The 19069-nt window shown below is 72.9% G+C and carries 21 protein-coding genes; 9 read left to right on the top strand and 12 right to left on the bottom strand.

Annotation, left to right across the window (positions count from 1 at the left end; all coding sequences use genetic code 11):
- Positions 1-173 precede the first annotated feature (173 nt).
- On the bottom strand, positions 174-1049 hold the full coding sequence (locus AKI01S_RS30815) for a M56 family metallopeptidase (RefSeq protein ID WP_067825607.1): 876 nt from the start codon (positions 1047-1049) through the stop codon (positions 174-176).
- Positions 1046-1396 carry a BlaI/MecI/CopY family transcriptional regulator gene (locus AKI01S_RS30810; RefSeq protein ID WP_067825605.1) on the bottom strand — a complete coding sequence of 117 codons (351 nt, stop codon included), beginning with the start codon at positions 1394-1396 and terminating at the stop codon, positions 1046-1048. Before AKI01S_RS30810 ends, AKI01S_RS30815 begins: the two co-directional genes overlap by 4 nt.
- Before the next feature lie 278 nt (positions 1397-1674).
- On the opposite strand from AKI01S_RS30810, the gene AKI01S_RS30805 reads away from it, so the two are divergent.
- Positions 1675-2361 carry a Crp/Fnr family transcriptional regulator gene (locus tag AKI01S_RS30805; protein ID WP_067825603.1) on the top strand — a complete coding sequence of 229 codons (687 nt, stop codon included), beginning with the start codon at positions 1675-1677 and terminating at the stop codon, positions 2359-2361.
- A gap of 64 nt (positions 2362-2425) precedes the next feature.
- Here AKI01S_RS30805 and AKI01S_RS30800 read toward each other — a convergent pair whose 3' ends face one another.
- The 5 genes from AKI01S_RS30800 to AKI01S_RS30785 form a co-directional block, all read right to left on the bottom strand.
- A complete protein-coding gene (locus tag AKI01S_RS30800) occupies positions 2426-3211 on the bottom strand; it encodes an MBL fold metallo-hydrolase (protein WP_245681847.1) in 786 nt (261 codons plus the stop codon).
- A 134-nt stretch (positions 3212-3345) separates the two neighbouring features.
- The gene (locus AKI01S_RS30795; RefSeq protein ID WP_245681849.1) at positions 3346-4188 is read right to left on the bottom strand and encodes an NUDIX hydrolase; all 843 of its coding nucleotides are present in this window, start codon (positions 4186-4188) and stop codon (positions 3346-3348) included.
- A gap of 183 nt (positions 4189-4371) precedes the next feature.
- Positions 4372-4833: a RidA family protein gene (locus AKI01S_RS30790; protein WP_067825609.1), complete on the bottom strand. Its 462-nt coding sequence runs from the start codon at positions 4831-4833 to the stop codon at positions 4372-4374.
- Positions 4834-4835: 2 nt separating this feature from the next.
- Positions 4836-4994 carry a Sp36 family protein gene (gene sp36 / locus AKI01S_RS50990; RefSeq protein WP_157420262.1) on the bottom strand — a complete coding sequence of 53 codons (159 nt, stop codon included), beginning with the start codon at positions 4992-4994 and terminating at the stop codon, positions 4836-4838.
- Positions 4995-5004: 10 nt separating this feature from the next.
- Positions 5005-5409: a winged helix-turn-helix transcriptional regulator gene (locus AKI01S_RS30785; RefSeq protein ID WP_245681848.1), complete on the bottom strand. Its 405-nt coding sequence runs from the start codon at positions 5407-5409 to the stop codon at positions 5005-5007.
- A 135-nt stretch (positions 5410-5544) separates the two neighbouring features.
- Here AKI01S_RS30785 and AKI01S_RS30780 point away from each other — a divergent pair, with 135 nt between their 5' ends.
- Together AKI01S_RS30780 and AKI01S_RS30775 are read left to right on the top strand one after the other, a co-directional pair.
- Positions 5545-6489, top strand: a complete 945-nt coding sequence (locus AKI01S_RS30780) for an NADP-dependent oxidoreductase (protein WP_067825599.1) — start codon at positions 5545-5547, stop codon at positions 6487-6489.
- 78 nt (positions 6490-6567) lie between these two features.
- Entirely contained in the window at positions 6568-7773 is a 1206-nt protein-coding gene (locus AKI01S_RS30775; protein ID WP_067825597.1) for an FAD-dependent monooxygenase, read from the top strand.
- A gap of 39 nt (positions 7774-7812) precedes the next feature.
- On the opposite strand, the gene AKI01S_RS30770 is transcribed toward AKI01S_RS30775, so the two are convergent.
- Positions 7813-8304: a MarR family winged helix-turn-helix transcriptional regulator gene (locus tag AKI01S_RS30770; RefSeq protein WP_067825595.1), complete on the bottom strand. Its 492-nt coding sequence runs from the start codon at positions 8302-8304 to the stop codon at positions 7813-7815.
- Between the two features lie 68 nt (positions 8305-8372).
- On the opposite strand from AKI01S_RS30770, the gene AKI01S_RS30765 reads away from it, so the two are divergent.
- Entirely contained in the window at positions 8373-9572 is a 1200-nt protein-coding gene (locus AKI01S_RS30765; protein WP_067825593.1) for an MFS transporter, read from the top strand.
- On the opposite strand, the gene AKI01S_RS30760 is transcribed toward AKI01S_RS30765, so the two are convergent.
- Entirely contained in the window at positions 9538-10524 is a 987-nt protein-coding gene (locus AKI01S_RS30760; protein WP_067825591.1) for a slipin family protein, read from the bottom strand. The genes AKI01S_RS30765 and AKI01S_RS30760 overlap by 35 nt on opposite strands.
- Before the next feature lie 214 nt (positions 10525-10738).
- Between AKI01S_RS30760 and bagA the strand changes: the two genes are divergently transcribed.
- The 3 genes from bagA to AKI01S_RS30745 all read left to right on the top strand — a co-directional run bounded on the left by bagA (position 10739) and on the right by AKI01S_RS30745 (position 13374).
- Positions 10739-11734 (top strand): ATPase BagA, encoded by a 996-nt coding sequence (gene bagA, locus AKI01S_RS30755; protein ID WP_245681846.1) that lies wholly within the window; start codon positions 10739-10741, stop codon positions 11732-11734.
- Positions 11734-12879, top strand: coding sequence for an ATPase BagB (bagB, locus tag AKI01S_RS30750; protein ID WP_067825587.1), 1146 nt, complete (start codon positions 11734-11736; stop codon positions 12877-12879). Before bagA ends, bagB begins: the two co-directional genes overlap by 1 nt.
- Before the next feature lie 156 nt (positions 12880-13035).
- A complete protein-coding gene (locus AKI01S_RS30745) occupies positions 13036-13374 on the top strand; it encodes a hypothetical protein (protein WP_067825585.1) in 339 nt (112 codons plus the stop codon).
- Positions 13375-13591: 217 nt separating this feature from the next.
- Here AKI01S_RS30745 and AKI01S_RS30740 read toward each other — a convergent pair whose 3' ends face one another.
- A complete protein-coding gene (locus AKI01S_RS30740) occupies positions 13592-13903 on the bottom strand; it encodes a WhiB family transcriptional regulator (RefSeq protein ID WP_067825583.1) in 312 nt (103 codons plus the stop codon).
- Positions 13904-14223: 320 nt separating this feature from the next.
- Here AKI01S_RS30740 and AKI01S_RS30735 point away from each other — a divergent pair, with 320 nt between their 5' ends.
- Positions 14224-16509, top strand: a complete 2286-nt coding sequence (locus AKI01S_RS30735) for a penicillin-binding protein (RefSeq protein WP_067825581.1) — start codon at positions 14224-14226, stop codon at positions 16507-16509.
- Between the two features lie 55 nt (positions 16510-16564).
- On the opposite strand, the gene AKI01S_RS30730 is transcribed toward AKI01S_RS30735, so the two are convergent.
- Positions 16565-17020 (bottom strand): GatB/YqeY domain-containing protein, encoded by a 456-nt coding sequence (locus tag AKI01S_RS30730; protein ID WP_067825579.1) that lies wholly within the window; start codon positions 17018-17020, stop codon positions 16565-16567.
- 127 nt (positions 17021-17147) lie between these two features.
- On the opposite strand from AKI01S_RS30730, the gene AKI01S_RS30725 reads away from it, so the two are divergent.
- Positions 17148-18056, top strand: coding sequence for a metallophosphoesterase (locus AKI01S_RS30725; protein WP_067825577.1), 909 nt, complete (start codon positions 17148-17150; stop codon positions 18054-18056).
- Here AKI01S_RS30725 and AKI01S_RS30720 read toward each other — a convergent pair.
- Complete coding sequence (locus tag AKI01S_RS30720) at positions 18053-19069, bottom strand: hypothetical protein (RefSeq protein ID WP_157420261.1); 1017 nt, start codon at positions 19067-19069, stop codon at positions 18053-18055. The two genes, AKI01S_RS30725 and AKI01S_RS30720, sit on opposite strands and share 4 nt — an antisense overlap.

The following is a 19069-nucleotide window of genomic DNA, read 5'->3' as shown; positions in this document are numbered from 1 at the left end:
TGGCCGCCGGCGCGGCGGCGGGCGTCGCGGCGGGCGTGGTCGGCGGCATGGTCGTCGACGAGGTGATGGACGAGTTCTTCGACGACGAGGAGGACTAGGTCCCGTCGCGGAGAGCGGGCCGGGCGGGGCTGGAGGCGGCCCTCACCGCGGTGCCGCGCCCGCCCGGCCCCGGCTCACAGGAACGTGGAGGCCAGCGCGTGGTCGAGCTGGCAGGCCAGCGCGGCGAGCGCCCCGGTGGCCGAGCCGGACAGGGCGAGGGCCACCGGGCCGGTCACGGTGTTCTTGGCCGGTGGCGCGCCGAGCAGCGCCCGGACCCGCCGCACCACCTCGGAGTCGGTGAACGCCGGGAGCGGCCCGGCGTCCGCCTCCCCGGCGCGGCCCAGCGCCACCTTCGCGATCGTGCGGGCGACCAGCCGCCGGTCGCCCACCGCCTCGGCGGCCTCCTCGTCGGCCCAGCGCTCGACGGCGAACCGCAGGCGCACGGCGAGCGGCCGCAGCGGCGGCAGGACGGCGGCGGCCAGCTCGCCGACCGCCAGGTAGCGGTGGTGGGCGTGGCGGAGGTGGGAGCGTTCGTGCTGGAAGACGGCCTCCAGCTCGCGGGGCGCCAGGCCGGTCAGCAGGCCGCGCGAGACCAGGACGCCGCCGCCCCGGCCGGGCACGGCGACGGCGATGGGCTCGTCGGTCTCCAGCACTCCGGGGAACACGGCGCGCGCCGCCCGCAGCTCGCGCGACCAGCGCACGAAGGCCCGGACGGCCGCCGCTCCACCGGCGGCCGTCAGGACCGCCGCGGGAATACCGACCCAGTCGGGAACGGGCCGGTCGTCGCCGAACAGCGCCCACTCGGGAACGTGCGCGGCCAGGTGCGGGGCGAGCGTCGCGCCGTAGTTCACCGCGAGGAACAGCAGCGTCCCCGGCACGGCGAGCAGGGTCGTGGCGGCGGTCGTCGCCAGCAGCCGGGCCGACCAGGACGGATGCAGCGGCACCGCGCCCCGGCCCAGCGCCAGGGCGACCGCGAGGGCGAGCACGCCGGGCAGGACCGAGGACGTCATGACCCGTCCAGCAGCTCGCGCAGGGCGGCGGTCTCGTCGGCGTTGAGCGTCCGCACGAACTGCGCCAGCACCCCCGCCGGGTCGCTGGCGACCCGGAGATGGTCGCGCATCCGCCCCGCGACCAGCTTCGACTCGTCCACGACCAGGCGGTACCGGAACTGGCGGCCCGAGCGTTCCCGCACGACCAGGCCCTTGTCGTGCAGGCGGAACAGGATCGTGTTGACCGTGGTGTAGGCGGGGTCGCCCGACAGGCGGTCGCGCAGCTGCGCCGTGGTGACGAAGCCGTCGGCGGCGGCCAGCGCGGCCAGGACCTCGGCCTCCAGCTGGCCCAGCTGTCGTCGCGGCACGTTTCGCTTTCCGACCTCGTGATCACCCCGGCGGACGGACGTCCGAACCCAGCCTAGCGGGGTCTCTCATACCCGTTCTGACCTGCTTGTGACTACATTCAACCAATGATCCGTACACTGGGGGTACAGGATCGTGTCGCGCACCGGGTGGATCGGCGTCGTGCGGGTACCCACGACGTGACGCGCCGCGCGGTGCACCGACGCACTGCGGCCCTGCCTTCACGTACGCGGTGGGACGTACGTCACACTATGCATGTAGGTGTTTGAGGAGGAGAAGCGTGACCGACCGCGACGTGGACGTACTGGGCAGAGCCCCGCTGTTCGAGGCCCTGGACGAGCAGGGCGCCAAGGCGCTGCGCGCCAACGTGACCGAGGTGCGGCTCGCCCGCGGTCAGACGCTGTTCAACGAGGGGGAGACCGGGGACCGCCTGTACGTCGTCCTCGAAGGAAAGATCAAGCTGACCCGGACCGCGCCCGACGGCCGGGAGAACCTGCTGAGCGTGCTCGGCCCGTCGGAGATGTTCGGCGAGCTGTCGCTGTTCGACCCGCGCCCGCGCACCGCCTCCGCCGTGGCGGTGACCGAGTGCCGGCTGGCCGGCCTCGGCCACGACGATCTGCGGCCGTGGCTGACCGGGCACCCCGAGGTGGCGGTGCAGCTGCTGCGCGCCCTCGCCCAGCGGCTGCGCAAGACCAACGACGTGATGGCCGACCTGGTGTTCACCGACGTCCCCGGCCGCGTCGCCAAGGCGCTGCTGGACCTGGCCGAGCGTTTCGGCCAGCCGTCGGAGACCGGGCTGCACGTCCACCACGACCTCACCCAGGAGGAGCTGGCCCAGCTGGTCGGCGCGTCCCGGGAGACCGTCAACAAGGCGCTGGCCGACTTCGCGCAGCGCAACTGGCTGCGGATCGAGGCCCGTGCCGTGGTCATCCTGGACATCGAGCGGCTGCGCAAGCGCTCGAAGTAGCCGCGGGTCCCGTACGGATGTGCGGATCGGGGGCGGCGCCCGGCGGGCGCCGCCCCCGATCCGTTCAGTGGCCGCGTTCGGCCAGATAGTCGAGCTGGGACTGGACCGACCACTCGGCGACGGGCCACAGCTTGGGATCGACGTCCGCGTAGACGATCTCGACGACCTCGCGGGCGGTGCGGGCCCCGGTGGCCAGGGCCGCCTCGACCTGGGCCAGCCGCTCTTGGCGGTGGGCGATGTACTGGTCGAGAACGCCCAGCGGGTCGTCGATCCTCGGGCCGTGGCCGGGCAGGAGCGTGGTGACGGCGTTGTCCTCGGCGAACGCGCGCAGCCGGTCGAGGCTGTCCAGGTAGTCGCCGAGCCTCCCGTCCAGGACGGTCGTGCCGTGGCCGAGGACGGTGTCGCCGGTGAAGATCGCGCGGTCGGCGGGCAGCCAGAACGCCACCGAGTCGTCGGTGTGGCCGGGGACGGCGAGGGTGCGCAGCTCCAGCCCGCCCGTGGTGATCACGTCGCCCTCGGCCAGGCCCTCGTCGCCCAGCCGGTGCGCCGGGTCGGCGGCGCGCACCGGGACGCCGCCCGCGAGCTCGGCGAACGTCCCCGCGCCCTCGGTGTGGTCGGGGTGCCGGTGGGTGATCAGCACGAGCGCGACGCGGCGGCCCCGCTCGGCGACGAGGTCCAGGACCCGCCGCAGGTGCTTCCGGTCGTCGGGTCCGGGGTCGATGACGACGGCCTCGTCGGCGTCGGGCTCGGCGACGATCCAGGTGTTGGTGCCGTCCAGCGTCATCATGGACGGGTTCGGCGCAAGCACGCAGAACGCCCGGTCCGTTCGCATCCCGTCGATCTCGCTCATGTCGCCCATCCTCCCCGACCGGCGATCAGGATGCCGGAGCGGGTGCCCGGGGATCCGGTCCAGGTGGCGCAGCGCCGAGGTCCCCGCGAGCCGCAGCAGCAACGCGCGGGTATGGCGCCCGGACCACAGCCTCATCACCCCGGCGCGTAGTCGTGCGTGGCCTCCTCGGGGAGGACCAGGTAGGGCTCCCCGTCGATGATCTCGCCCCGGGGCTCCTGGACGACGATCCGGCGGGGCGCGGCCAGGACGTCGGCGACCTTCTCGAAGCGGGACAGCTCCGTCAGCGTCGCCAGGGTGGGCGGGAGCATGGCCCACTCCCCCGCCCGGGCCTTCGCGGCGGCCTCGGCGGGCTTCACCCAGGCCACGCGGTCGGCCTCGGTGCTCACGTCCCGGGCGCGCTGACCGGCGGGAATGGCCGCGACGAAGAACCGCGTGTCATAGCGCTTGGTCTCGATCGCCGGGGTGATCCAGTGCGCCCAGGGGCGCATCAGGTCCGAGCGGAGCACCAGGCCGCGCCGGTCCAGGAACTCGCGGAACGACAGGGAACGATCCAACAGGGCCTGCCGGTCGGCCTCCCAGTCCTCGCCGCGCGTGTCGCCCACGACGGACTCACCGGTCGGCCCGGCCAGCAGGACCAGGCTCTCCTCGAACGTCTCGCGCACCGCCGCGCAGACCAGCTCGCGGGCCAGGGCCTCGTCGGCGGCGAACGCCCGCCCCCACTCGGCCGGCGACGGACCGGCCCAGGCCACGGGGTCGGCGTCGCGCGGGTCCACCGATCCGCCGGGGAACACGTACGCGCCCGGCGCGAACGCCATCGACGACACCCGGCGCAGCAGGAACGCCTGCAGCCCGTGCTCGGAATGGTCGCGCAGCACGACCACGGTGGCGGCGTGGCGCGCCGCCGGAGGCTGGACCCGTCCGGCGTCGATGTCCTCGATACGCTGCCGGAACTCGTCGGGCAGCCGCAGCCCGTTCACCACCGGGCGGCCCCAGATGTGATCCTCATGGCGGTCAATTCGGACACAACGCATGCCGTCCCGTCAAGGGCGGCGGGGCCCGCCGCGGTCACGCGACGGGCCCCGACCAGCCGTTCCACCGCCGTGGCGGGCCCGGGGAACACCCCTCCGGCCCGGCGGGAGCGCCTGGCGGAGATCCTCGCGTCAGGCGACCTCGACGACCAGTTCCACCTCGACGGGCGCGTTCAGCGGCAGGGCCGACACGCCGACGGCGCTGCGGGCGTGGACGCCGGCCTCGCCGAAGACCTCGCCGAGCAGGTCGCTGGCCCCGTTGACGACCTTGGGCTGGCCGTAGAAGTCCGGGGCGGAGGCCACGAACCCGACCACCTTGACGATCCGCCGCACCCGGCTCAGGTCGCCGATCTCGGCCCGGACGGCGGCGATGGCGTTCAGCGCGCAGATCCTGGCCTGCTCGTAGCCGACCTCGGGGGTCACCTCGGCGCCGATCTTGCCGGTGACCGCCAGCTCGCCCTTGACCATGGGCAGCTGCCCGGCCGTGTAGACCAGGTTCCCGGTGCGGGAGGTCGGCACGTAGGCGGCCAGCGGCTTGACGACCTCGGGCAGCTCCAGCCCGAGGTCGGCCAGGCGCTCTTCCGGAGTGGCCACGGTCACTGCTCCACTTCGCGCTTGAAGTAGGCCACCAGGTTCTCCGGGTTGGGACCCGGGAGGACGGTGACGAGCTCCCACCCGTCCTGGCCCCAGTTGTCGAGGATCTGCTTGGTCGCGTGGACCAGCAGCGGAACGGTCGCGTACTCCCACTTCTTCATGGCGGTCAGCCTATCGACCGGCGACCTGGGCTTCGGCGTCGTGGCGGGCGCGGGCGGCGTGGACGTCGGAGATGTTCGCCTCGGCCCAGTCGCGGACGTGCTCCACGAGCGGGATCGCGCGTTCGCCCAGCTCGGTGAGGGAGTAGTCGACCTGGACGGGGACCGCCGGGGTGACGGTGCGCGCCACGAACCCGTCGCGTTCGAGGAGGCGGAGGGTCTGGGTGAGCATCTTGGCGCTGACGCCGGGCATCTCGCGGGCGAGGTCGGCGTAGCGGCGCGGCCCCCGCGCGAGGGCGAGCAGGAGCATCGTGGACCACTTGTTGCCGAGCGTGGTCATGAGCTGTTGCGTGGGGCAGGCCGCCATGTACGCCTCGAACTCGGTCTTGGCGCGGGCGCGGCGCTGCGCTGCCGTCATCGTCGTCAACTGCGGACTCCCCTCGGGGTACCGAACGCACTCGAAGGTAACCCCTTCCGCCCGCGCGATCTTCCGGCGAAGGTGGGACATGCGGGGCGATCTCCCCGCACAACCCCTCTCACCAGGAGTTCTGTCATGCGTGCTGTTGTCGTGCGGTCGTTCGGTGGCCCGGAGGCGCTGGAGGTCGTGGAGGTCCCCGAGCCCGTTCCGGGGCCGGGCCAGGTGCGGATCAGGGTGGCCGCCGCGGCGGTCAACCCGGTGGACGCGCTCACCCGCTCCGGGCTCATGACCGAGTTCGGGGAGCTGGCGGCGGGCTCGCGTCCGGCGTACGGGATCGGCTGGGACGCGGCGGGGACCGTGGACGCGGTCGGCGAGGGCGTCACCCGGTTCGCGGTCGGCGACCAGGTCATCGGGGCGCGGGACCGGCTCGACACGGCGCTGGGCGCCTACGCCGAGGCCGTGGTGCTCGACGCCGACGCGGTGGCGGCCGCCCCGCGCGGCGTGGACGCGGCGCACGCGGCGACGCTGCCGCTGAACGGGCTGACCGCGTGGCAGGCGCTGGACCTGCTCGACCTGCCCGCCGGGGCGACGCTGCTGGTCACCGGGGCCGCCGGGGCGGTCGGCGGGTACGCGGTCGAGCTGGCCGCGCATCGGGGGCTGCGGGTGGTGGCGCAGGCGGGCGCCGCCGACGAGGAGCTGGTGCGCGGGATGGGCGCGGAACTCTTCGTGCCGCGCGGGGAGCACGTCGGCGACGCCGTCCGCGCGCTGGTGCCGGGCGGGGTGGACGGCGCGCTGGACGCGGCGCTGCTCGGCGCGGGGGCGCTCGACGCGGTCCGGAACCGGGGCGCGTTCGTCGCGGTCAACGGCGGGCCCGTCGTCCCGTCGCCGCTGCGCGGCACCCGTGTCCAGAACGTGTGGGCCGCCGGTGACGCCGCCCAGCTCGGGGAGCTGTCGGCGCTGGTGGACGCGGGGCGGCTGACGCCGCGGGTGGCGCGGACGCTGCCGCTGGAGGGCGCCGCCGAGGCGCACGCCCTGCTGGCGAAGGGCGGGCTGCGGGGGCGGATCGTCCTGGTGCCGTGACGGTCAGCGGTCGGTGCGCCGGCGGTCAGCGGGGTCGTCGAGTGTCGGGTCGTCGAGAACGGCATTCGAGGAGCGCACATGAAGGTTCTGATCTCCGGGGCGAGCATCGCGGGTCCGGCGCTGGCGTACTGGCTGACGCGGTACGGGTTCGAGGTCACGGTCGTCGAGCGGGCCCCCGGCATCCGGGCCGGCGGGCAGGCGGTGGACTTCCGGGGCGAGGTCCACCTGTCGGTGCTGGAGCGGATGGGCGTCCTGGCGGAGATCCGGGAGCACCAGACGCACGGCGGGGCGATCGACCTGATCGACGGGGCCGGGCGGACGCTGGTGAGCATGCCCGCCTCGTTCGCGGGCGGCGCGGTGGAGATCCGGCGCGGCGACCTGGCGGAGATCCTGTACCGGCGCACGGCGGACCGCGCCGAGTACGTCTTCGACGACTCGATCACCTCGCTGACCGAGACCGCCGACGGGGTGGCGGTGACCTTCGAACGCTCGGCCCCCCGCACGTTCGACCTGGTGGTGGGCGCGGACGGGCTGCACTCCAACGTGCGGCGGCTGGCGTTCGGCCCCGAGGAGCAGTACGTGCGTGACACCGGCTACCACGTGGCGATCTTCGATGCGCCCAACCGGCTCGGGCTGACCGGCCCGGCGCTGCTCTACAGCGAGCCGGGCCGCGCCGTCTCGGCCGCCCCGCTGGAGGACGCCGCCAGGGCCAACGTGATGTGCGTGTGGGCGGGCGAGCGCCCGGACGTCGGCCGCCGGGACGTCGAAGGTCAGAAGCGGGTGCTGGCCGCGACGATGGAGGGCATGGGCTGGCGGACCGCCGACCTGCTGCGCGACATGGGGGACGCGCCGTACTTCTACCTGGACTCGATCAGCATGGTCCGGATGGACGGCTGGACGAAGGGCCGCGTGGCGCTGCTAGGCGACGCCGGGTACGGCGCGACCTGCGGCGGGATGGGCAGCGGCGTGGCGATCGTGTGCGCCTACGTGCTGGCGGGCGAGCTGGCCGCCGCGAACGGGGACCACCGGGTCGCGTTCCCGGCCTACGAGGAGCGCATCCGGAAGTTCACGAAGGCGTGCCAGCAGGTGGCGGGCGGGGTGGGGGGCTTCTTCGCCCCGAGGAGCGAACGCGCCCTGCGCCGCCGCACCCGCGTCTACCGGACCCTGACGAAGGGTCCGCTGCTGAAGCTGCTGGACAAGCTGAGCACGCGCGCCGCCACCTCCATCGACCTGCGCGACTACCCGGCGGAGCTGGCCGCCCGCCGCACCACCCTCGGCACCTGACCCTCCCGGCTCAGAACGCCACAAGGCCCCGCGGCGGTCTCAGGTGGCGTCGGCGCGGAGGAGGACCCGCCGGAGAAGGCCGGAGAGCTGGCGGCGTTCCTCGGGCGTCAACGCCCCCAGCAGGCGTTCCTCCTCGTGGCCCAGGGCGTTCATCGCCTTCCGCCAGGTCTCGCGGCCCGCGTCGGTGAGCTCCACGTCCACGCGACGGCGGTCCGCCGGGGAGGGGGTGCGGCGGATGTGGTCGCGGCGGGACAGGGCGTCCAGGCGGCCGGTCACCGAGTTCGCGGGCATCCCCAGGTCGGACGCCAGCTGGGACGGGGTCGCCCGGCCCCCCCGCCCCGCCAGCGCGTGCAGCGTCTCGAACTCGTGCGGCGGCACCGCGAGCCCCTGGAGCGTCCTCTCCTTCGTGCGGCGCAGATGGGCCGTCAGGTACTGCATGCGCGTGACCGCGCCCTCGACGTCGGGATCCAGGTCGGGCAGGACGGGCAGCCAGCGGTCCACATGGTCGTCCACCCGGTCGCGCGGTTCCATGACCGCATCCTACTTCGCCAGAGAATATTTCGTTGACGAATAGTTCGTTGAAGAACTACCTTGCGGGGATGCGACCCCTCGACTTCCGTCTGCTGTTCACCGCCCGGGTGCTGGTCATGGTCGGTGAGGCCGCGGTGCCCACCGCGCTCGCGCTGGCCGTGCTGCGCGCCACCGGGTCCTCCGGCGCGCTGGCGCTGGTACTGGCCTGCGCGATGGTGCCCCGGCTGATGCTGCTGCCCGTCGGCGGCGTGCTGGCCGACCGGTTCGCGGCCCGGCGCGTCGCCGTCGCGGCCGACCTGGTCGCCGCGGGGGCGCAGGCGTTCGCGGCCGTGGAGCTGCTCGGCGGGCAGCCCCGGCTGTGGCATCTGGCCATCGCGCAGGCCATCGGCGGGGCCGCCTCGGCGTTCGCCATGCCGACCGTGTCGCCGCTGGTCGCCGGGACCGTCCCCGCCGAACGGCGGCAGCGCGCCAACTCGCTGCTCGGCGCGGCCCGGGGGACCGCCCAGCTCGCCGGGCCCGCCCTCGCCGGAACGCTCGTGCTCACCGTGGGACCGGGCTGGACGTTCGCGCTGGACGCCGCGGCGTTCGCCGGGAGCGCCGCCCTGCTGGCCCTGCTGCGGGTGCGGCGCGTGCCCGCGCCGCGCCGGTCGCTGCGCGCCGACCTGGTGACGGGCTGGCGGGAGGTGCGGTCCCGGGACTGGTACTGGTCCAGCCTGGTCGCGCACTCGGTGTGGAACGGGGCCGCCGCCGTCCTGCTGACGCTCGGCCCGAAGATCGCCGTGGACCGGCTCGGCGGCGAGAAGGTCTGGATCCTCACCGTCCAGGCGGGCGCCGTCGGGCTGGTGCTCGGGTCGCTGGTCGCGGCGAGGGTCCGCCCGCGGCGGCCGGTGCTGGTGTCGAACCTGGGGCTGGCGACGCTGGCACTGCCGATGCTGCTGCTCGCGCTCGCCCTGCCCGCGCCGCTGGTGATCGCCTCCTACGCGGTCGCGATGACCGGGCTCGGCGTGCTGAACCCGCTGTGGGAGACCGCCGTCCAGGAGGCGATCCCCGGGCCGGTGCTGGCCCGGGTCACCTCCTACGACTGGCTGCTGTCGCTGGCCGCCGCGCCGCTCGGGTACTCGCTGGCCCCGTGGGCGGCGTCGCGGTGGGGGCCGGGCGTGCCGTTGACGGTCGCGGCGGTCCTGGTCGCGGCGGCCTGCCTGGCGACCGCCGCGGTGCCGGGGGTGCGCGCGCTCAGCGTTCGTCGCCCTCCCGCTGAGGTGCGCTGATCTCGGGCGCCCGGGCGGGCTCCTCCAGGCCGATCACCGGCGGGACGTCGGAGGCCGGGTCGAGCGCGGTGGGCTTCTCGGCGGCCCTGGCCAGCTCCTCCTCGGCCTTGGCGAGGCGTTCGGCCAGGCCCGGCTTCTCCTCCTTCCGCTCGCCGGTGGAGACCGGGCCGCCGCCCATCTTGTCGAAGAAGCGCAGCAGCTCGACCGGCAGCGGCATGACGAGCGTGCTGTTCTTCTCCGCCGAGACCTCGACGACCGTCTGGAGCAGGCGGAGCTGGAGCGCCGCCGGGTCCTGCGACATGATCTCGGCGGCGGCGGCCAGCCGCTTGGACGCCTGGAACTCGCCGTCGGCGGTGATGATGCGGGCGCGGCGCTCCCGCTCGGCCTCGGCCTGCCGCGCCATCGAGCGCTTCATGCCCTCCGGCAGCGACACGTCCTTGATCTCGACGCGCTCGATCCGGATGCCCCACGGCGCGTCGGTGATCTCGTCCATGATCGTCCGCAGCCGGTCGTTGATCTTCTTGCGCTCGCCGAGGAGCTCCTGCATGTCGGTCTGGCCGATGACCGAACGCAGCGAGGTCTGCCCGATCTGGGAGACCGCCACCCCGTAGTTCTGCACGTTGACGATCGCCTTCACCGGGTCGATCACCCGGAAGTAGACGACGGCGTCGACGCGCACCGACACGTTGTCCTGGGTGATGCCCTCCTGCGCGGGCACGTTCATCGTGATGACCTGCTGGTTGACCTTCTGCATCCGTTCGACGAACGGAATGATCGCCGTCAGCCCGGGTTCGCGCACCGCGCCCGGCCGCAGCTGGTCACCGCGCCGCACCTGGCCGAAGCGGAACACGATGCCGCGCTCGTACTGCTGCACGACCTTGATCGACGACGCCGCCCCCGCGAGCGCGAAGAACACCAGGCCGATCAGAAGGATGAAGAGAACTATTTCCATGGCCGGACCCTTCCCCGTTCCAGCGGTGGACCCTGGTGATGGGACGTCCCCAACCGGGCCCCCGTTCCACGTTTCCCAGCCAACCCTGTGGGCACGGCGTCAGCAATGGTCCGGGCAGGGGATCCGCGGCGCGGAGGGCATCGTGTCAGGAATCACTTGCATGGGGCCGGGCACCCTCTGAAGTCCTTGCCGAGCGAACGATATGGTCGATCAGGTGAGCGCGAAAGACACCGACTGGGACGGCGTACGCCTCCATGTGGTCACCGGTAAAGGCGGTACCGGGAAGACGACCGTCGCGGCCGCACTCGCCCTGGCGCTGGCCGCCGGCGGGCGCAGGGTGCTGCTGGTCGAGGTCGAGGGAAGGCAGGGCATCGCCCAGCTCTTCGACGTCCCGCCGCTGCCCTACGAAGAGCGCAGGGTCGCCGTCGCGCCGGACGGCGGCGAGGTGTACGCGCTCGCCATCGACACCGAAGAGGCGCTCATCGAGTACCTCGAGATGTTCTACAACCTCAAGCGCGCCGGGAAGGCGATGACGAAGCTCGGCGTGGTCGACTTCGTCACCACCATCGCGCCCGGCCTGCGCGACGTGATCCTCACCGGCAAGACCAGCGAGGCCGTCCGCCGCAAGGAGAAGAACGGCGCGTTCGTCTACGACGCGGTCGTCATGGACGCCCCGCCGACCGGCCGGATCACCAAGTTCCTCAACGTCAACGACGAGGTCTCCGGCCTGGCCAAGGTCGGCCCGGTCCGCAACCACGCCGACACCGTGATGCGCGTCGTGCGCAGCCCCGAGACGGCCGTCCACTTCGTGACGCTGCTGGAGGAGATGCCGGTCCAGGAGACCATGGACGGCATCACCGAGCTCCACGAGGTCGGCCTGCCGGTCGGCGGCGTGTTCGTCAACATGGAGCACCCGCCGCTGCTGGCCGAGGACGAGCTGGCCGCCGCGGCCGAGGAGCGCCTGGACCTGGACGAGATCGTCCGGGGCGTGAAGTCCGCCGGGCTGGAGGACGACGCCGAGCGCGTCGCCGCCGTCCTCGCCGCCGAGGCCGTCGCGCACGCCCGCCGCACGGCGCTGCAACGGCGGGAGAAGGAACGCCTGGAACGGATCGAGCAGCCGCGCTACACGCTGCCGCTGCTGTCGGACGGCGTGGATCTGGCCGGGCTGTACGACCTGGCGCAGGCACTTCGGGAACAGGGAGCCGCTTGATGACCGGGAGGAACGCGCCCGCCCTGGACGTGGACGCGCTGATCGACGACCCCCGCACCAAGATCATCGTGTGCTGCGGGTCCGGCGGCGTCGGCAAGACCACCACGGCCGCCGCGCTGGGCGTGCGGGCCGCCGAACGCGGCCGCGACGTGGTGGTGCTCACCGTGGACCCGGCGCGGCGGCTCGCGCAGTCGATGGGCCTGTCGGAGCTCGACAACAACCCGCGCCGGATCGAGGTCGACGGCGACGGCGAGCTGCACGCCATGATGCTCGACATGAAGCGCACCTTCGACGAGATCGTCGAGGCGCACGCCGACCCCGACCGGGCCCGGCAGATCCTCGCCAACCCCTTCTACCAGTCGCTGTCGTCGTCCCTGTCGGGCACGCAGGAGTACATGGCGATGGAGAAGCTGGGGCAGCTGCACCGGTCCGGCGCGTGGGACCTGATCATCGTGGACACGCCGCCGTCGCGGAACGCGCTGGACTTCCTCGACGCGCCCGAGCGGATGGGGCGCTTCCTGGACGGCCGCTTCATGCGGATCCTGGCGGCCCCGGCCAAGAGCGGCGGGCGGCTCGGCGTGAAGGTGATCAGCGCCGGGTTCGGGATGTTCACCGGCGTGATCAACAAGGTGCTGGGCGTGCAGCTGCTGCGGGACGTGCAGACGTTCGTGGCGGCGTTCGACACGATGTTCGGCGGGTTCCGGGAGCGGGCGGAGAAGACGTTCCGGCTGCTCCAGACGCCGGGCACCGCGTTCCTGGTGGTCGCCGCGCCCGAGCCGGACGCGCTGCGCGAGGCGTCCTACTTCGTGGAACGCCTCGCCGAGGAGCGCATGCCGCTCGCCGGACTGATCGTCAACCGCGTCCACGAGTGCGACGACTGCCTGTCGGCCGCGCGCGCCCAGGCCGCCGCCGAGACGCTGGAGGAGCGCGGGGAGCACGAACTCACCGCCAAGCTGCTGCGGCTGCACACCGACCGGATGCAGCTGGCGGCGCGGGAGGGACGGCTGCGCGAGCACTTCAGCTCCACGCACCCGGCCGTTCCGGTCACCGCCGTCCCCGCCCAGGCCGAGGACGTCCACGACCTCGACGGCCTGCGGCAGGTCGGCGAGGACCTGTCGAACGGGAAGTCCGCCCCGGCCGCCTGACCTCCTCCGCGACGGCGCGCCCCGCGCGGGGCGCGCCGTCGCCGTCCCGGCAGGTCGGGTGGGACGGCCCGCAGGGCGCGGGTCTGAGTATCCGGGATCTCCATCTGAGTACTTCCACGGATGCGCCCCACCCCGTCCCGGCGGTTGGGTGGAGGTATGAGCACGAACTCCACCCGGACACGGCGGGACCCCTGGCGCGTGGGCGCCGTCGTCGGGCTCGTCACGCTGCTGCCCGTGACGGCGCTGGCCTGGATCCATGTGCTGAGCACCGAGACGTTCGGCCGTTGCCTCACCTACGGCGAGACCTGCGACCCCGCGGCCGACACCTGGCTGCCGGTCGCGTGGTGGGCGTTCTGGGGCAGCGCCGCGGCCGGAATCGTCGCGGTGGCGCTGCCGCGCCGCGTGCGGACCGCCGCCGTGGTGCGGCCGGTGCTCGTCACGGCTCAGGCGACACTCCAGGCCATGGTGTTCGCCTCCGTGGTGGCGTCGGCGTGATCACCTGGCGTTAAACGGAACTGTCGTGGCCGGATGCGGACGGCGCCACAAACGGTCTTGAATGAATCAGAAATAGACGCGGTCCGAAAAGCGGGGACACAATGCGCAACGGCCACGGACGCGGCGCGGTGAGCGCACGTCCATGGCCGTTGTCGTGGTCCTCGTGTCCGGCGGGCCCGGGAATCACGGGAACGTGTTCCGCCGGACTCCCCCCTCGTCAGCTCGCGACGAGCTCTTCCTCGTTGTCATCCGCCGACCGCTCGTACTCTTCCTTCGCGGTCTCCAGCAGATCGCGCCACGACCGCACGTCCGGACGCCGCCGCAGCAGGGCGCGACGCTCCCGCTCGGTCATCCCGCCCCACACCCCGAACTCGATGCGGTTGTCCAGGGCGTCGGCGAGACACTCGGTGCGCACCGGGCAGCCGCGGCAGATGAGCTTGGCTCGGTTCTGCGCCGCTCCCTGCACGAACAGGGCGTCTGGATCCGCGTTACGGCAGGCGGCGCGGGCGGTCCAATCCGTGATCCACATCTTGGCCCCACTCCCCTAGGGTCTGTGTCGATTTGCGCTCCATGGCCAGACGGGCGCGGACGTCAGGCCGCCAAACGAAAGCCGTGGGGAAGAACTTACGGAAGCGAGGGGAGAATCAACAGTCCCCGATGGGCCCATTCTCGATATGGCCCACCAGGGCCATACCGCCGGAACGGACTAGTTACCTCTTCTTGACGCCCGGACACGGCGCCGGGTTGTCATCCGTGACCAGGTGAAAGATCGCTCCGTCGGGGGCAAACGCCGCGCCGGGACGGGCGACCCGTCCCGTATGCACTGGTCGTCCCGCGTACTCTTGTCGCGTGCACGATGCGAACGAAGGTCGGGGCAACCCCTTCTCCACTCTGCTGAGACTCCTGTGCGCGGCGACGGTCGCGGGCGTCCTGCTGGCGTTCGTCGCGCTGCCGGCGGTGGGCAGCGCCGGACTCACCGCGCGGGACGCCTCCAACAACTTCCAGCAGATGGACAGCCGGCTCAAGACCGACCGGCCATCGGAGAAGACCGTCGTCTACGACGCCTCGGGCCGGGAGATCGCCCGGTTCTTCGACAAGTTCCGCGAGTCGGTCCGGCTCGACCAGGTCGCGCCCATCATGCGGCAGGCGATCGTCGACATCGAGGACTCGCGGTTCTACCAGCACGGCGCGCTGGACCTGAAGGGCACGATCCGGGCGATGGCGACCAACGCCAACTCCGAGCAGACCCAGGGCGGCTCGACGCTCACCCAGCAGTACGTCAAGAACCTGCTGGTGGACAGCGCCCGCACGCAGGAGGAGTACCAGCAGGCCACCGCCCCCACCGTCGGCCGCAAGCTGCGCGAGCTGCGCTACGCCCTCGACGTGGAGCAGCGGATGAGCAAGGACAAGATCCTTGAGGGCTACCTGAACATCGCCTACTTCGGCGCCGGCGCCTACGGCGTCCAGGCCGCCGCCAAGCGCTACTTCAGCAAGCCCGCCGCCAGGCTCAAGCTGGAGGAGGCGGCGCTGCTGGCGGGCATCACCCAGAACCCGACCGCCTTCGACCCCATCCGCAACCCGAACGACGCGCGCAAGCGCCGCGACACCGTTCTCTACCGGATGGCGCAGCTCGGGCACATCACCAAGCAGCAGGCCGACGCCGCCGCCGCCAAGCCGATCCGGCTGAACCGCACCGACCCGGTCGGCGGCTGCGAGCAGAGCAAGGCCCCGTTCTTCTGCGAGTACGTCAAGTACGACATGCTCAACATCCTGTCGGACGGCAAGTACTGGCAGATGAAGCCGAAGGAGCAGCAGGGGGTCGTCAACAAGCTGAACCGCGGCGGCTACGTCATCCGCACCACCCTCGACATGCAGGCGCAGCGGTCCCTGGACAGCGCGGTGCGCAACGTCGTCTCCCCCGCCGACAACAAGGTCGGCGCGATGGCGATGGTCGAGCCCGGCACCGGGTACGTGCGGGCGGTCGGGCAGAGCAAGAAGTTCGGCGCCTCCAGCAAGACCCGCACGACCATCAACCTGGCCGCCGACTCCCAGCACGGCGGCGGCAGCGGCGTGTCGGCCGGATCGACGTTCAAGGTGTTCACGCTGCTGGCGGCGCTCGACCAGGGCATCCCCGTCAGCTCGTCGATCACCACGGGCAGCCAGACCACGGTGTCCGGCATGACCGACTGCAAGGGCAGGGTCCAGGGCGTCTGGAGCCCGCGCAACTCCGACCCCGCCGAGACCGGGCCGTACAACCTCAAGACCGGCACCTGGATGTCGGTCAACACCTTCTACGCCCAGCTCGAGAAGCGCGTCGGCCTGTGCAACGCGGTCAAGATGGCGCGGAAGTTCGGCATGAAGCAGGCCAACGGCGCGCCGCTCCAGGAGTACCCCGCCCAGGTCCTCGGCGTGAACGACATCGACATGGTGCACCTGGCCGCCGCCTACGCCGGGATCGCCGCGCGCGGCAAGTACTGCGCGCCGGTCTCCGTCACCGACGTCACCGACGCGGCGGGCCGCAAGCTGAAGCTGCCCAAGCCCGACTGCCAGCAGGTCGTCGACCAGGCCGTCGCCGACAAGACCAACGAGATCCTGCGCGGCGTGTTCACCAAGGGCACCGCCAAGGGAGGCGGCAGCCTCGGCCGCCCGCAGGCCGGCAAGACCGGAACGTGCGAGGCGCACACCTGCGCGGTGTTCGCCGGGCACACCCCGAACCTGGCCGGCGCCGCCGCCTACTGGGACTTCCGCGGCCCGTGGCGGTACAAGGTCTACGGTTCGTTCGGCGCGGACGAGCCGCTGTCGATGTGGGCGTCGGGGATGCGCGGCGCGCTGTCGGGCAAGCCCGTCCTGAACTTCAGCACCTCCGCCGAGGACTTCGGCGACACCGTCGCCGTCCCGGACGTGCGGGGCATGTCGGCGGGCGCGGCGACCGCCAAACTCAAGGGCGCCGGACTGGCGGTCAAGATCTCGCCGCGGCCGGTGCCGTCCGACCAGCCCAAGGGCACGGTGGCCTCGACCTCGCCGGACGCCGGGGACGAGACCTCGTCCGGGGCCATCGTGACGCTGTTCCTGAGCAACGGCGACAAGGGCGAGGGCGAGGACCGGGGCGAACCGCCCACCGGCTTCTCCTGGTAGCCCCGGACGCGTGAGGGCCCGGCACCTGGCGGTGCCGGGCCCTCACGCGTCCGGCTCAGGAGCCGAGCTGGCGCTTCACCTCGGCGGCGACCCGGCCGCCCTCGGCGCGGCCCGCGACCTTCGGGTTCACGACCTTCATGACCTGGCCCATCGCGCGCGGGCCCGCCGCCCCGGTCTCGGCGATGGCGTCGGCGACCAGCGCGGTCAGCTCCTCGTCGGTGAGCTGGGCCGGCAGGTACTCGTCCAGCACCGCGCCCTCGTCCCGCTCGGCCTGCGCCTGCTCCTCCCGGCCCGCCTTGGCGAACTCGGTGGCGGCCTCGCGGCGCTTCTTGGCCTCCCGGGTGAGCACCTTGACGACGTCGTCGTCGCTCAGCTCGCGGGCCTGCCTGCCGGCGACCTCCTCGTTCTTCACCGCGGTCAGGGCCATCCGCAGGGTGCGGGTGCGCACCTGGTCGCGGGCCTTCATGGCGGTCGAGAGGTCGTTCTCCAGCTTCTCCTTCAGGGTGCTCATGGGTCCATCATGCCCGTCCCGCCCCGCCGTGCTCACCAGGATTAACGCCGGCCCGCCGCGATTGGGCACGCGCACGCCCCGTCTGGGAGCATTGGGGGGAGGACGGAACGCTCCGGAGGGATGAACCGTGCGAAAGCTGTACGCCGCGCCGCTGGCGTTGGCGGGGACCGGCGCCGTCGCGTTCGGATACGCCTCGGTGCTCGAACGCAACTGGTTCCGGCTGCGCCGGTTCGAGGTGCCGGTGCTGCCCGAGGGCCGGCCCTCGGTGCGGATCCTGCACCTCTCCGACGCGCACCTGACGCCCGGCCGCTCCCGGCTGATCCACTGGGTGCGCTCGCTGGACGCGCTGGAACCGGACCTGGTCGTCAACACCGGCGACTCCCTCGGCCACCCCGACGCGATCGGGCCGTTCCTGGACGCCCTCGGCCCCCTGCTGGACCGGCCCGGCGTGTTCGTCTACGGCTCCAACGACCTGTACTCGCCGGTCTTCAAGAACCCGCTGCGGTACATCTGGCGGACCAGCCAGGCCGACTACAGGAAGCGCCGCCGCGAACCGGACCTGCCCTATCGCGCCCTGGGCTCCTCGCTCCAGGCCGCCGGATGGCTGGACCTGAACAACCGGATCGGGCGGCTGAAGGTCGGCGGCCTGGACGTGGAGTTCGGCGGCATCGACGACTCCCACATCGGCCGCGACCGCTACGACAAGATCGCAGGCCCGGTGGACCCGCAGGCCGACGTGCACCTGGGCGTGATGCACTCGCCGGAACCGCGCAACATGGACCGCTTCGTGGCCGACGGCTACGACCTGCTGCTGGCGGGGCACACGCACGGCGGGCAGGTGTGCGTGCCGTTCTACGGGGCCCTGGCGACCAACAGCGGCATCGACCGCAAGCGGGTCAAGGGCCTGCACAAGCACAAGGGCGCCTGGCTGCACGTCTCCGCCGGCCTGGGGACGTCCCCCACGGCGCCCATGCGCTTCTGCTGTCCCCCGGAGGCCTCCCTGCTGACCCTGGTCCCGCGCGAGCCGGTCGTCTAACCGGCGGACCAGTCCTTCCAGCGCTGCTCCGGGACGCTGATCGAACGCATGGTCCGGTCGGTGTCCTTCGCGCAGGCCACGCTGACGTCCAGCCCCTTCATGCCGAACACGGTCAGCTCGGGGCCGGTCCGGCGGGCGGGCCGGCCGTCGAACGTCGTGTCGGCGGGGCCGACCTCGCTGTGCCGGTCGCGGTGGGCGCTCGGCCGCGCCCCCACCGAGCAGGTCCGCTGTCCGGTGTACTCGACCTGGACATTCCAGTTCGGCTTCGCCTGGCCGGTCGTGAACCTGGCGGGCGTGAGGGGCTCCGCCAGCCGGAACGGAAGGCGCAGGGGCGCGTTCAGGCCGCTCCGGACCGACCGGGCGACCCGCATCATCGCGTCCTTGCGGTCGGTTCCCTCGGGCGTCCTCTCCAGCCGGACCGCCGCCCACGCTCCCGGCGCGTACTCCCAGCGCAGCTCCCTGACCACCGGCCGGCAGCCGGTCATGGGGGCCTGGAGCGAGCGCCAGAGCGCCTGGCGTCCGCCGATCTGGGGGGCGGGTTCGGTGATCTTGTCGTTCATCGGGCAGTTCCCGCGCCCGTCGCCCCCCGGCACCCCGATCTTCGGCCCGGCGTCGTCGATCGCGGCGCCCCGCGCCCCGAACACCACCGCCAGCGTCGGCGCCTCGAACACGCGCGCGTCCCGCGGCCGGGGTCCGGCGGTGATCGCCGCGTGGCGGGTGCCGTTGTCGACGCCCCTGGCCGACAGGCCGTCCGGCACCCAGCCGAACTCCAGATGCCGCGCCATCGGGTCGAACCCCGTGGGCGCGCTCGGCCCGGCGGGCGTCATCCGTTCCGCCTCCGCCGCGGGCCACGCCAGCACCCCGGCGACCAGCGCGGCCATCGCACCGCTCCCGGCCACGGCCCGCCGCCACAGCAGCCGCCGCTTCCCCGCCCGCACCGCCGCTCCGAGGTCGATCCCACCGGGAGGCTGCGGCTCCCGGGCCATCTCGTCCACGATCCGTCGCACGTCCAC

Source organism: Actinomadura kijaniata NBRC 14229, assembly GCF_001552175.1.
Classification (GTDB): domain Bacteria; phylum Actinomycetota; class Actinomycetes; order Streptosporangiales; family Streptosporangiaceae; genus Spirillospora; species Spirillospora kijaniata.
The sequence above is the reverse complement of the archived record's forward strand: the minus strand, read 5'-3'. Positions and strand labels throughout refer to the sequence as shown.